General features: G+C 57.5%; 13 protein-coding genes. 5 read left to right on the top strand and 8 right to left on the bottom strand.

The window, feature by feature from the left end; all coding sequences use genetic code 11:
• Nucleotides 1-75: 75 nt before the first annotated feature.
• Nucleotides 76-2,970 (top strand): ribonucleoside-diphosphate reductase subunit alpha, encoded by a 2,895-nt coding sequence (locus M5B97_RS27060; protein WP_123718885.1) that lies wholly within the window; start codon nt 76-78, stop codon nt 2,968-2,970.
• Between the two features lie 103 nt (nt 2,971-3,073).
• Here M5B97_RS27060 and M5B97_RS27065 read toward each other — a convergent pair whose 3' ends face one another.
• The 7 genes from M5B97_RS27065 to M5B97_RS27095 form a co-directional block, all read right to left on the bottom strand.
• Complete coding sequence (locus tag M5B97_RS27065) at nt 3,074-4,105, bottom strand: hypothetical protein (protein ID WP_248733195.1); 1,032 nt, start codon at nt 4,103-4,105, stop codon at nt 3,074-3,076.
• 156 nt (nt 4,106-4,261) lie between these two features.
• Complete coding sequence (gene flgE, locus M5B97_RS27070) at nt 4,262-5,572, bottom strand: flagellar hook protein FlgE (RefSeq protein WP_134661276.1); 1,311 nt, start codon at nt 5,570-5,572, stop codon at nt 4,262-4,264.
• A gap of 31 nt (nt 5,573-5,603) precedes the next feature.
• Nucleotides 5,604-6,335, bottom strand: a complete 732-nt coding sequence (gene flgD, locus M5B97_RS27075; protein WP_248733196.1) for a flagellar hook assembly protein FlgD — start codon at nt 6,333-6,335, stop codon at nt 5,604-5,606.
• A gap of 16 nt (nt 6,336-6,351) precedes the next feature.
• A complete protein-coding gene (gene flgC / locus M5B97_RS27080) occupies nt 6,352-6,795 on the bottom strand; it encodes a flagellar basal body rod protein FlgC (RefSeq protein WP_060756328.1) in 444 nt (147 codons plus the stop codon).
• Nucleotides 6,796-6,798: 3 nt separating this feature from the next.
• Nucleotides 6,799-7,206, bottom strand: a complete 408-nt coding sequence (flgB, locus tag M5B97_RS27085) for a flagellar basal body rod protein FlgB (protein ID WP_060756329.1) — start codon at nt 7,204-7,206, stop codon at nt 6,799-6,801.
• Nucleotides 7,207-7,439: 233 nt separating this feature from the next.
• Nucleotides 7,440-8,267, bottom strand: a complete 828-nt coding sequence (gene cheR, locus M5B97_RS27090) for a protein-glutamate O-methyltransferase CheR (protein ID WP_123718882.1) — start codon at nt 8,265-8,267, stop codon at nt 7,440-7,442.
• A 46-nt stretch (nt 8,268-8,313) separates the two neighbouring features.
• Nucleotides 8,314-9,246: a chemotaxis protein CheV gene (locus tag M5B97_RS27095; protein ID WP_134661274.1), complete on the bottom strand. Its 933-nt coding sequence runs from the start codon at nt 9,244-9,246 to the stop codon at nt 8,314-8,316.
• A gap of 89 nt (nt 9,247-9,335) precedes the next feature.
• Between M5B97_RS27095 and flgA the strand changes: the two genes are divergently transcribed.
• The 4 genes from flgA (at nt 9,336) to M5B97_RS27115 (ending at nt 11,929) form a co-directional block, all read left to right on the top strand.
• Nucleotides 9,336-10,097, top strand: a complete 762-nt coding sequence (gene flgA / locus M5B97_RS27100) for a flagellar basal body P-ring formation chaperone FlgA (RefSeq protein WP_134661273.1) — start codon at nt 9,336-9,338, stop codon at nt 10,095-10,097.
• A 143-nt stretch (nt 10,098-10,240) separates the two neighbouring features.
• The gene (gene flgM / locus M5B97_RS27105; RefSeq protein WP_123718879.1) at nt 10,241-10,564 is read left to right on the top strand and encodes a flagellar biosynthesis anti-sigma factor FlgM; all 324 of its coding nucleotides are present in this window, start codon (nt 10,241-10,243) and stop codon (nt 10,562-10,564) included.
• A gap of 48 nt (nt 10,565-10,612) precedes the next feature.
• Nucleotides 10,613-11,083: a flagellar protein FlgN gene (locus tag M5B97_RS27110; RefSeq protein ID WP_123718878.1), complete on the top strand. Its 471-nt coding sequence runs from the start codon at nt 10,613-10,615 to the stop codon at nt 11,081-11,083.
• A gap of 96 nt (nt 11,084-11,179) precedes the next feature.
• A complete protein-coding gene (locus M5B97_RS27115; RefSeq protein ID WP_123718877.1) occupies nt 11,180-11,929 on the top strand; it encodes a flagellar brake protein in 750 nt (249 codons plus the stop codon).
• A 60-nt stretch (nt 11,930-11,989) separates the two neighbouring features.
• Here the strand turns inward: M5B97_RS27115 and M5B97_RS27120 are convergent, their stop codons facing one another.
• On the bottom strand, nt 11,990-13,375 hold the full coding sequence (locus M5B97_RS27120) for an MFS transporter (protein ID WP_134661272.1): 1,386 nt from the start codon (nt 13,373-13,375) through the stop codon (nt 11,990-11,992).
• Nucleotides 13,376-13,629 lie beyond the last annotated feature (254 nt).

Consider the following 13,629-nt stretch of genomic DNA (forward strand, 5'->3'; position numbering starts at 1 on the left):
ATGGAAAACGGTACGGGTGTTGCAGGAAAAAGCCTGGCACTCGCAATCAAATATAGAACGTGGAGACAACCCCCCATGCAAACCGACACAACTCGCGAGAACCCGCAAGGCTCCGTGCCGCAGGCCGCTGATTCAAATCTGGATCTGTCCGCCACCGCACCTGGCCAACTGCGCGTGATCAAGCGTAACGGCACTGTCGTTCCTTACACCGATGACAAAATCACCGTCGCGATCACCAAAGCGTTTCTTGCAGTTGAAGGTGGCACCGCTGCTGCCTCGTCGCGCATCCACGACACCGTTGCCCGCCTGACCGAACAGGTCACCGCAACGTTCAAGCGTCGCATGCCCTCGGGCGGCACCATCCACATCGAAGAAATCCAGGACCAGGTTGAACTGGCCCTGATGCGCGCCGGCGAACAGAAAGTGGCTCGCGACTACGTGATCTATCGTGACTCGCGTGCCAAGGAGCGTGCCGTGCGCTCCCCCGCTGAAGAAGCCGCGGTGCAAGCTCACCCGTCGATCCGCATCACCCTGGCCGACGGTACGTTTGCACCACTGGACCTGGGCCGCCTGAACACCATCATCACCGAAGCCTGCGAAGGCCTGGAAGAAGTCGACGGCGACCTGATCCAGCGCGAGACCCTGAAGAACCTGTACGACGGCGTGGCCCTGACCGACGTCAACACCGCCCTGGTGATGACCGCCCGTACCCTGGTTGAGCGTGAGCCGAACTACTCGTTCGTGACCGCACGCCTGCTGATGGACACCTTGCGTGCCGAAGGCCTGGGCTTCCTGAACGTTGCCCAGAGCGCCACCCACCACGAGATGGCCGACCTGTACGCCAAGGCCCTGCCTGCCTACATCGCCAAGGGTATCGAGTTCGAATTGCTGAACCCGGTCCTGGCAACCTTCGACCTGGAAAAACTCGGCAAGGCCATCAACCACGAGCGTGACCAGCAGTTCACCTACCTGGGCCTGCAAACCCTGTACGACCGTTACTTCATCCACAAGGACGGTGTACGTTTCGAACTGCCGCAAGTGTTCTTCATGCGCGTGGCCATGGGCCTGGCGATCGAAGAGAAGCAGAAAGAAGACCGCGCCATTGAGTTCTACAACCTGCTGTCGTCGTTCGACTACATGTCGTCGACTCCAACCCTGTTCAACGCCGGTACCCTGCGTCCACAGCTGTCCAGCTGCTACCTGACGACCGTGCCGGATGACCTGTCGGGCATCTACCACGCGATCCACGACAACGCCATGCTGTCCAAATTCGCGGGCGGCCTGGGCAACGACTGGACGCCGGTGCGTGCACTGGGTTCGTACATCAAGGGCACCAACGGCAAGTCCCAGGGCGTCGTACCGTTCCTCAAGGTAGTGAACGACACCGCCGTCGCCGTTAACCAGGGTGGCAAGCGCAAAGGCGCTGTGTGTGCCTACCTGGAAACCTGGCACATGGACATTGAAGAGTTCATCGAGCTGCGCAAGAACACCGGTGATGACCGTCGTCGTACCCACGACATGAACACTGCCAACTGGATCCCTGACCTGTTCATGAAGCGCGTCTTCGATGACGGCAAGTGGACCCTGTTCTCGCCATCCGAAGTACCGGACCTGCACGACCTGACCGGCAAAGCCTTCGAAGAGCGCTACGAGTACTACGAAGCCCTCACCGAGTACCCAGGCAAGGTCAAGCTGTTCAAGACCATCCAGGCCAAAGACCTGTGGCGCAAAATGCTGTCCATGCTGTTCGAAACCGGCCACCCATGGCTGACTTTCAAGGACCCATGCAACCTGCGCAGCCCGCAGCAGCACGTCGGCGTGGTGCACAGCTCGAACCTGTGCACCGAGATCACCTTGAACACCAACAAGGACGAGATCGCCGTTTGCAACCTGGGCTCGATCAACCTGCCGAACCACATCGTCAACGGCAAGCTGGACACCGCCAAGCTGGCGCGCACCGTCAACACCGCCGTTCGCATGCTCGATAACGTTATCGACATCAACTACTACTCGGTGCCACAGGCGCAGAACTCCAACTTCAAGCACCGTCCAGTGGGCCTCGGGATCATGGGCTTCCAGGACGCACTGTACCTGCAGCACATTCCTTACGGTTCGGACGCTGCGGTCGAGTTCGCCGACAAATCCATGGAAGCGGTCAGCTACTACGCGATCCAGGCTTCCTGCGACCTGGCCGACGAGCGCGGCGCCTACGAGACGTTCCAGGGTTCGCTGTGGTCCAAGGGCATCCTGCCGCTGGATTCGCAACAGATCCTGATCGAAGCCCGTGGTCAGAAGTACATCGACGTTGACCTTAACGAAACCCTGGACTGGGCACCGGTACGTGCCCGTGTGCAGAAAGGCATTCGTAACTCCAACATCATGGCCATCGCACCGACCGCCACCATCGCCAACATCACCGGCGTGTCGCAGTCGATCGAACCGACCTACCAGAACCTGTATGTGAAATCGAACCTGTCGGGCGAATTCACCGTGATCAACCCGTACCTGGTTCGCGACCTCAAGGCCCGCGGCCTGTGGGACTCGGTCATGATCAACGACCTGAAGTACTACGACGGCTCCGTGCAGCAGATCGAGCGCATCCCGCAAGAACTCAAAGAGCTCTATGCGACCGCCTTCGAAGTGGACACCAAGTGGATCGTTGACGCGGCCAGCCGTCGTCAGAAGTGGATCGACCAGGCCCAGTCCCTGAACCTGTACATCGCCGGCGCCTCGGGCAAGAAGCTGGACGTGACCTACCGCATGGCTTGGTACCGTGGCCTGAAAACCACTTACTACCTCCGCGCCCTGGCTGCGACCAGCACCGAGAAGTCGACCATCAACACCGGTAAGCTGAACGCTGTTTCCAGCGGTAACCACGGTGATGATTCGGTTCTCGCGGCTCCAGCCGGACCGGCGCCAGTGCCAAAGGCCTGTGCGATCGACGAACCGGATTGCGAAGCTTGCCAATAAGCTGAGCCGATCCCGGGCTTGAACAGCCGGGGTTGTCCCCTATCCCCGATAGACCCTGGCTGCAGTTGGGTTTATCGGGGATTTTGTTTTTCGGGCAGGCTGATCAGAACAAGACCGTGGCCGTCCCTGTCTTGGGCACCCCGCCTCGCGCGCGCCACAACTCAATCCGTCCGTCGATCACTGCCATTGAGTGACCGTCATACTCCACCGTTCCCACTCTGCTGCTTCTCAATTCCGTGTCAGACGCGGGCCTGTAACGCCCCTTGAGCCCCAAACGATCCAAACCTTCCCGACTGTCTTCCCCATCGTTCAAGCTGTTCAATGCGGACTGGTAACTGCGCCCGCCAGTGCCATCATTGTTTTCCATTTGAGCCCGCTTAGCGCTCACGGCATACATGAAGTTTGCATCGGTCATCATTTGCGGGTCATCCCCTCTGAAGCGTGCCTCCTTCGCCGCAAGTTGCAGTTCACCTTTGGACAGATGCAGCTTGAAGCCATCACGCATGGTCACGTCATAACCATCGCCACGTTCCTTGACCTCTTTATACACATCGGTAGGCTTCTGGCCGTACTGCATCATCGCTGCCTTTATCGCGGAAACCGTGATGCAATTGCCGTCCGGCCCCTGACTGAATCCACTCCAGATATTGTCCGGTTTTTTCCCTGGGTTGCTGGAGTCCGGCTTGTAGTTGAAATGTTTAGCCCCTTCGGTAATCGGCTTGTTGCTCATTGACTCACTGGGCCCGAAATCGCTTCGAGGCACATTTGGGCCACGGCCGCCGCCAGGCGATGAAGGTGACGGGCTTGGCGGGGCATCATCCGTATCCGGAAACCATTCCCTCAACAATCGTTTGAGAAACTCACGGAACTGTGTGGTCGCCTCTTCGCTCAGTTCGTCAATGAGCGCTTTGAATTTCTCATCACCCAGCTTCTCGCGCACGGCATTGAGTTTATCGCGCACATCCCGGACCGTCTGGGACCTGGAACCTTGCTCAGCGTCAAACAGCTCATTGAGCAACTTCTTGACCGCCCCCGCCTCAACAACAGGCGCGACAGGTGCCGACGCCAATTGCTCCACACCGGGCGTTGAACCCGCACGCCCATATCCGACTCCCGACACACCTGAATTCCACATTCCCAAGCCTCTCCATTGAGTAACTGGCCTACTCAGTGGCGATTCAGGACTCAGGCGTTCCACAACACTCCCTTACAGCTGCGCGAGTGATTTCTCACGCAAAAAAAAGCCCCTCAATCGAGGGGCTTTTTCATAGAGCGCGCCAACCCAGGTACATCACGTCATCTGGATAATGGTCTGCATGATAGTGCTCTGGGTGGAGATGGTCTTGGCGTTCGCCTGATAGTTGCTCTGGGCCTTGATCAGGTCCACCAGCTCGTTGGTCAGGTTGACGTTGGAGCTCTCCAGGGATTTGGACACGATCGAACCCAGGGTACCGGCTTGCGGCGTGTCATAACCTGGCTGGCCCGAGGCGAAGGTCTCTTTCCAGGTCGTGCTGCCAGCGGGTTGCAGGCCTTGCTCGTTGTTGAAGCTGGCCAAGGAGAGCTGGCCGATAGCCTTGCTCTGCTGGTTGCTGAACGTAGCGAACAGCACGCCGTTACCGTCAATGTTCAGGCCGGTGATCTGGCCGGTGGCGTAGCCATCGGTGACCGGGGGGTTACGGTAGGTGGCCGAGTTGTACTGAGTGATGTTAGCCATGTTGATGGCGATCCCAGTCGGGTTGGCCGTCGCGCCGTTTGCCGTCCACACACCATTAGTCACGGTGCCCGGGGTCCAGTTGGCAATGGTCAGCGTAGTGCTGGACGTGCCACCGGTGACAATCCCGGTGAGTTTACCGGAGCCGTCAAAGCTCAATTTCGACGCAACCGGCGGCGTGGAGCCCGTGCCCGTTGGCGCGGTACCGTCAGGGTTACGGCCATCGATCAGGGTGTAGGAGTTCCAGGTGTTGCCGGCCGTCTTCACCAGGTACTGCACCATCGGGTGAGCGTTACCCTGGTTGTCATACAAGGTCGTGGTGTACTGGGTGGTGAAGGTTTCGGACTTGGTTGGATCGAACGGGGTGGCCGTCTGGTCGATCACTGGCGACGACGAGTTCAGGTTGCTTTGGGAGTCCACTTTGGTGGACGCCTTGGGCGGCAGGTTCGACAGGTTCAGTTGAAGGTCGGTCAGGGCGCCCTTGACGATATTGCCATTGGCATCCGCCGCGTAGCCCTGCAAGCGCGACGTACCGGTGTTATTGGTGATGTAGCCGTCCTTATCCGCGCGGAAGGAGCCGTTACGGGTGTATTCCAGCGAACCGTCACTGCCCTTCTGCACAAAGAAGCCGCCGCCCTGGACCGCCATATCCAACAGGCCTCCGCTGCCGACGACATCACCTTGGGTGAACTGCTGGGACACTGCCGCCAGGCTCACACCGCTGCCGATGCTGTTCTGGCCAGTACCCAGCTTGGAGGCTGCGTAGATGTCCGCAAATTCCGCACGCGACGATTTGAAGCCGGTGGTCGCGACGTTGGCGATGTTGTTACCGGTCACGTCCAGCTGTTTGTTGGCCGCATAGAGGCCGCTAAGGCCGATGTTAAAAGACATGTTTCTCTCCCTCTGCCGTATTTAGCCGGCTCTATGTACCGATAGTCTGAATTTGCGACAGCTTGACGCTGCCCATGCCACCTGCAAGGTTCAGCAGCATCTCGCCGCCGGTCTTGCTCAATGTCACGCTGGTCACCGTGGCGGGCAACGAAGTCAACAGGGCAGCCGAGTCACCCTGGTCATTCTTGTAGGTGGCGTTAAAGGTGTAGGTGCCAGCAGGGGCAACCTCACCGTTGTCGTTCTTGCCGTCCCAGATAAAGCTGGCATTCCCGGCACTCTGGGCGCCCATATCAATGGTGCGCACCACGGCTCCGTCCTTGTCAGTGATTTTGACGGAAACGTTACCGGTGGCTGCCGTCACCGCTACCGAGCCGGTCATGCTCTTGCTGGTATCGACGGTGGCTTTGTCGGTCTGGGTGATGATCGAGCGCCCGACCAACGACGATGCCTGCAGCGCTTGCGACGAGCTGAAGTTGCTGGAGATCGCATTCACCGAGTCATTCAGGGTATTGATGCCTTCCAGGCTGCTGAACTGGGCCAATTGCGCCACGAACGCGCCGTTGTCCTGGGGCGACAGTGGGTCTTGGTTTTTCAGTTGGGTCACCAGCAGTTGCAGGAACGCGTCCTTGCCCAGCGACTGATTGCCCGTTGCAGCCTTGGCAGCGCTATCGAGGCTGCTGTTGTTCGTCGCGGTATTGACCTTGGAATTGAACAGGTCCTGAACCGGCGTATTGCCTGAATTAGTGGTATCAACAATGGCCATTATTTGGCGCCCCTTATCACTGACCCAAGGTCAGGACCTTCTGCATCATGGTTTTGGCGGTGTTCATCATTTCCGCATTGGTCTGGAACGAGCGGCTGGCGGAGATCATGTCAGCCATTTCCTCGACCACATTGACGTTGGGGTAGTACACGTAGCCCTTTTCGTTCGCGGCCGGGTGGTTGGGCTCGTAGCGGGCCTCAAGGTTGCTCTGGTCTTCGACCACACCCAGCACCTGCACACCGGAGCCGGCAGCGTCCTGGTTTTGAAACAGCGAATCACTGCCGTTACCCTGGCCACCCTGAAACATAGTGGCGAACACCGGGTGACGGGCGCGATAGGTCTGGTCAATGCTCGAAGACACGGTCTCGGCGTTGGCGATGTTACTGGCGACGGTGTTCAAACGCGTGGTCTGCGCGCTCATGCCACTGCCGGCAATATTGAAAACACTGGACAGGGACATGGCTTATTCTCCACGCAGGGCTGACATCAGCCCTTTGAATTTACTGTTGAGCAGGGTGAAGCTGGCCTGAAAGTTCACCGAGTTCTCGGCATAGGCCGATTGCTCCAACTGGGCGTCGACGGTGTTCTGGTCGATCGACGGTTGCATCGGGGTGCGATACAGCAACGCCTCATCACCACTGCTCAGACCTTGTGCTTCGATATGCCGGCTATTGGTCATATTCAAGGCAAAGGTGCCATTCTTGGTTTTGTCTTGCTGTGCAGCGAGCACAGCAGAGAAATCCAGATCCCGGGCTTTGTAATTCGGGGTGTCGGCGTTGGTAATGTTGTTGGCCAGGACTTCAGCACGCTGGGCGCGGAAGCCCAGGGCTTGTTCGTGAATACCGAGCGCTTTATCGAAGCTGATGCTCATGGCGGAAACCTTTAGGCTGACCTGCTTTTCGTATCTGGGTTATAGCAAGGCTCATGCCAATTCTCCGAACTCCCGTATTTCAAGGGTTTGCGGGATGTTGTCCAGCGGCAATGCCAGAAAAGCGGCAACGGGTTTCCGTGTAGAGCCAGTAAAGCGGCAATGGGGGTTGCCGCTTTGAGGCGAAAAAAAATGGGAGGCCTTTGCGGGGCCTCCCATTTTTATTCAAGGGTGCATCACTTTGCCTGGTAGATGATCCCAGGACTGCATTGCACCATCTGGTAATGATCCGGCAAACCGTTCAACGCTTCCGAGGCCCCGAGGAACAGGTAGCCGCCACGCTTGAGCGTGCCATGGATGCGCAACAGGATGTCTTTCTTCACTTCGGCCGAGAAATAGATCAGCACGTTGCGGCAGAACACCATGTCGAACTTGCCCAGGCTGGCATAACTGTCGAGCAGGTTGAACGAGCGAAACTCCACCCGGTTCTTGATCGGCGGCTTGATCGCCCAACGCCCTGCCCCTTTCGGTTCGAAGTAACGTTGCAGGCGCTCCTGAGAAAGCCCACGGCCCAGAGCCAGGCTGTCGTATTCGCCCGTCTTGCAGTTGGTGAGCATGGTACCGGACAAATCGGTGGCAACAATTTGTGCCCCCGCCTTCAACTGGCCGATGTTGGTTCGCTCAAATTCATCGATGGACATCGAGATCGAATACGGTTCCTGCCCCGACGAACAAGCCGCCGACCAGATGCGCAGGCGCTGGCCCGGACTGGCCTTGATGGCCTCCGGCAGCACTTTGCTCTTGAGTACCTCAAAGGGGTACGTGTCGCGAAACCACAAGGTCTCGTTGGTGGTCATCGCATCGACCACCATTTCCTTGAGCCCACTGCGCGGCTGTCCCTGGATGCGCTGAACCAATTCGCCCAGCGACTTGATACCCTGCTGCTCCATCAGCTTGTTGAGACGGCTGGATACCAGGTACTGCTTGTTTTCACCGAGCAATATGCCACAGGCCTTTTCCAGGAAGACCCGGAACTGTTCGAAATCCAAATTACCCGTAGACAATGATACCGCCTCTTAAATCGTGTGACCGCCAGGGGGGAATGTCCCCCTAGCCATGATCTGCTGCCTTGATCCGGTCGACTACCCGGGATGCCAGGTCATCAGGACGAAATTTGGCCAGGAAGTCATCAGCGCCGACTTTCTTGACCATTGCCTGATTGAATACACCCGACAATGAAGTATGCAGGATGATATGCAATTTTTGCATGCGTGGATCGCTGCGTATTTCAGCCGTGAGGGTATAGCCATCCATTTCCGGCATCTCGATGTCGGAAATCATCATCAGGAATTCCTCCTCCGGCTTCTTGCCCTCATCTACCAGGTTACGCAGGTAATCCAGAGCCTGGCGACCGTCATTGAGCGCCACAACATCTACGCCGACGGTTTGCAGGCAGCGAGTGACCTGCTTGCGCGCGACCGAGGAGTCATCCACGGTCAATACACGCAGGGACACGGCCTTGTGCGCGGTTTCAGCATCCACCACGCCTACCGAGATGGCTTCCGAGGTCGGCGCCACTTCAGCAAGAATTTTTTCCACATCGATGATTTCCACCAATTGGTTATCAACCCGCGTCACTGCCGTGAGGTAGTGATCGCGCCCGGTACCCTTGGGCGGCGGATGGATCTCTTCCCAGTTCATGTTGACGATACGTTCCACCGAGCGCACCAGGAAACCTTGGGTCTTGGTGTTGTATTCCGTGATGATCACGAACGGGCTTCCACGGTCTTGCAAACCAGTGGAGCCCGTAGCCAAGGCCAGGTCAAGAATCGGGATGGTCGCCCCGCGGATATTGGCCACGCCACATACCACCGGACTGGACTTGGGCATGATCGTCAATTTGGGACACTGCAACACTTCCCGCACTTTAAATACATTGATGCCATATAGCTGGGTGCCGTCGAGGCGAAAAAGCAACAACTCCAGGCGATTCTGCCCTACCAGCTGTGTACGCTGGTTTACTGAATCCATTACACCTGCCATGCCTGCACTCCTACGCTAAAACTTTGGGCCATACCTACAGGGCAGAGCGCCCTAACACTAAACGGCACGAGCTTTGCTATTTATTGGCCATGGACATTAAAACGACAGTTTCCCGACACCTTCGCCTTCGCTACCGCAGATTGCTCTGCGTCACGATGGTATTGCTTGCCTTGACGGCAGGCGCCACGGCCCGGGGTGATAACGTCACATTGCCTGATCTACTTATCGGCGTCACGCAGGGCTTTCTTGAGTTCACTGTAGAAGATTATCTGGCAACCACACAAACGCCAGGACGCTACGAGATCCAAGTCAATCAGTTAGACCCTCGCCTACGCATGCCGATGTGCGACAAAGAATTGACTGCAACCTTGGAAAGCCCTGCCCAGCCTATCGGTCGTGTCACGGTCAAAGTACGCTGTGAAGGCACTTCGCCCTGGACCGTGTTCGTGCCGGCTCAAGTCAAATTGTTCCGTGATGTCGTAGTGGTTACGCGCCCGCTGAAGCGGACCGGCATCATCGGTTTCGAAGACGTTGCCCTGCGCGAACGTGATATCAGCCTGATCAACCAGGGGTATCTCACATCGGTAGATCAAGCCATCGGGCAGAAATTGACCCGACCAATGGTCACCGATCAAGTCATCACCTTGGTCCACCTGGAACAGGCCGAGGTGATCCGCAAGGGGGATCAGGTGGTGATTTCCGCCAGCAGCGGCGCACTGACTGTAAAAATGCCGGGGGAAGCACTGTCCAACGGTGGCATGAGCGAGCAGATTCGCGTCAAGAATCTCAACTCCAACCGTGTGATCAAGGCGCAAGTGACGGCGCCGGGACAAGTCGAGGTGGCTTTATAGAGTTCACTGGCATAGGACGCATGCTTTTCCTACACTATGCGCTGAACCTCCGAGCATCGAGATTTATTGTCAATCGCGCCTAAAGTTTATCCGGGTATGGCCGAAAACATGGCAAGCGTCCAAATACCCAGAGGTTTTTTATCATGGTCATTGATTTCAGTCGTTTGAATAACACCCCGGCTTTACCCGGCTCTACGCGCACCGGCGGCGCAAAGGACAGCGTGGAAGCCAAGTCCCAGCCTGCTCCCACCAAGGCAGAGCAGACTGGTGCCAGCCAAAGCGGGGAATCGGTACACCTGAGCAATGAGGCTCAACAGTTGCAGAAGGTCACTGACTCGCTGCGCGATCAACCGGTTGTCAATAAAGCCCGTGTGGCCGAGTTGAAACAGGCTGTCGCCGATGGCAGCTATAAAGTGGACAGCAACCGTGTAGCCAGCAAGCTGCTTAACTTCGAAGCCGAGCGCTAGGCAAAGGCCTGCGCTGGGCTTTTGGACGCTTAAAACCCAAGGCCAGCCATGCACCACGACGAACATTTGCTCCAACTGATCATTGATGATCTAGCGCCGACGCAACATTTGCTCGAGTTGCTCAAAGAAGAATCCCTGGCCCTGTATGGCCGGGATATGCCCTTGCTGGAAGAAATCCTGGCGCGCAAACAATCGCTGATTGTGCTGCTTGAACAACACGGCAAGAAGCGCAGCGAAATTCTTATCAGCCTGGGCCTCCCGGCTGATCACGACGGCCTCGCCCAGCTGGCCAGTCACTCCTCGGTCGGCGACCAACTACTGACGCAGAGCAGTGCGCTCAATCAATTGCTCGCACAATGCCAGGAAGCCAATTTGCTCAACGGTCAGTCGATCCAGCTTCAGCAAGCCACGACCGCCAACCAGTTACGTATACTCCACGGCGGGGAGCCGCCGGCTCTCTACAATGCCCAAGGCTCCACCTCGCGGCTGGTCAAACCGAGCACCCGCAGCCAAGCCTGAGGCCGGTTCACCGCGCGACCTATCCAAGGCACGCCACATACTGGCAAAATGCCCTTTCTTGCGTGTAGTCGTATTTTGTCTGGAGATGGAAGAACCGTGTTCAACGCCCTTAATGCGGAAGATGCCCCGCAGCCACCGAAGGTCCTCACCACGCCTCTGGAAATCGCCGGCACTTTGCGAATGCTGCAGGAAAGCCATGATCCACTGATCATCACCTTCCACGAACGCAGCCAGCGCTTTCAAAGTTACCTGGTAGACGTTGACCGGGACAGCAAGACGCTGGCCCTGGACGAAATGATTCCCCGCGATGGTGAACGCTATCTCGAGAATGGCGAACCCTTCCGCATTGAAGGTTTCCATGACGGAGTGCGGGTTGCCTGGGAAAGCAGTGGTACGCTCGTCATCAGCGAGAAAAGTGGCCACCGCATTTACACCGGCAGCATGCCTGACGAAGTGGTCTACCATCAGCGACGCAATGCCTTCCGCGCAGCGTTGAAGCTGGCGCAGTTGGTGAGTATCGAGCTGGGCGGCGAGAAGCTCAAGGCACCGATCAGTGGCAAGCTGCTGGATATTTCTGCTACCGGCTGCAAGCTGCGCTTTGAAGGCGACATATCCGAGCGCCTGCAACTGGGGCAGGTCTATGACCGTTTCGTCGCCGCCCTGCCCTTTGGCAGCATGAGCACCTCCGTCGAACTGCGTTACCTGCACTTCGAAGACAAGATCAATACCACCTTCGCCGGCGTGCGCTTTCATAACATGAGCGGCCTGGTGCAGCGCCAGGTAGAACGGTTTGTGTACCAGCTACAGCGTGAAGCGCGACGCTTCGACAAGGATGACGATTTTTAAGCTTTGTAAGGCGCGTCAAAAAAACGGGCAGATCCTGAGGGGATCTGCCCGTTTTTACATTCAGGGGCGCGCCTTGCTCAGATGATGAGGGTGATCATCCGGGTCCCGATGCTCCGGCGGAGTATCAGCTGCTACCTCTTCAATCGGTGCTTGCGGACCGGCTTCAGAAACGGGCTCCGCTGCGGCGGTTTGCATCTGCTCCTGCACCACAGCCTCATCGACGCGCGGATCGAGCGCAGCCACCAATGGCGAACTGGACATGCTGTCAGGCATTGCCACGTGATGCAGCGGGGCATCATCAACCTGATGCAGGTTAGTCACTGCCTTCGGCCGGATACGCCAGACCAGAATCAGCGCGCACAGGCTGAAAAACGCGTACAGCATATGGCTGCCGAACACCTTCATCACCACCCCCGCCAATAGCGGCCCGACACTGGCACCAATGCCGTAGGTCACCAGCAGCATAGCTGTCAGCGATACCCGACGATCCCCTTCTACGTGGTCATTGGAAAAGGCCACGGCCAATGGGTACAGGCAGAACTGCACCAACGAACACAAGAATCCCGCTACAAAAAGCACTTCCAACGGTACTTGCGTCATGATCGCCAGCGGTAGAGCAGCCACCGCGAGGCACAAAGCGAAACAGCGAATCAATAATGCGCGGTCATAACGGTCCGATAACCAGCCCAACGGCCACTGCACCACCAGACCGGCAAAAATGCAGCAGCCCATGAACAAACCGACCTGTTCGGTCGTCAACCCCTGCTGGGATGCGTAGAGCGGCGCCAAGCCGTAAAAGGAGCCCACAATCAAGCCTGCTCCCAACACAGTACTCAGCGACTGTGGCACACGCTTGATAAAGAAGCGCGGCTCCATCGGCGCCGGATGTAACGGGGCGGGGTGAATACGCCGAGTCATGGCCACCGGCACCAGGCACAAGGCAAAACACAACGCCACCAACATCAACAGCTCCAGGCCAAGCTGGGGATGCATCACGAGAATCAACTGGCCCAATACCAAGCCCAGGTAGGAAGCGATCATATAACCGCTGAACACCACGCCGCGCTGCTTGGCGTCCGCCTGCTCGTTCAGCCAACTCTCGATGACCATGTACTGACACATCATCCCCAGGCCTACGATCATCCGCAGCACGATCCAGGCCGGCAACCAGTTGATCAGCCCGTGCCCCAGCACGGCAGCACCAACAATTCCGGCGCAGGTGGCATACGCACGAATGTGCCCGACGCGGGCAATCAGGCGATGCCCGATCTTGCCACCCAGCACCAGGCCAAAATAGTTGGCCGCCATTAATGCACCTACCCATAGGCTATCGACATGGTCAGCGGCCAGGCGCAACGCCAGGTAAGTACTGAGCAAGCCGGAGCCGATCAGCATCATCAAGGAGGCGAAATAAAGGGCTCGAAAAGATTTCCAGATTTGGCGCATCGGCGTTCCGAGCGGCTCCTTGCGGTAAGGGATAGGGTTATCGGCATGATAGTCCGGGGTGACTGTGCCCGGACAGGCGGTATGGGCTGTTTCCGTAGATTATTTTGCTTACAAGCTCAGACGCAGCGTCACAGTCTCAAAGGTACATAACGATACTGAAAAATATGCAGCGCACTCTTAGAGTGGAGCTCAGCCGCAAAAATTCAGCGGCGAGGTAGTTGAAGTCCGAAGGCACAGTTGCATTGAAGGCAACC

This window comes from Pseudomonas sp. MWU13-2517 (assembly GCF_023242545.1).
GTDB lineage: Bacteria > Pseudomonadota > Gammaproteobacteria > Pseudomonadales > Pseudomonadaceae > Aquipseudomonas.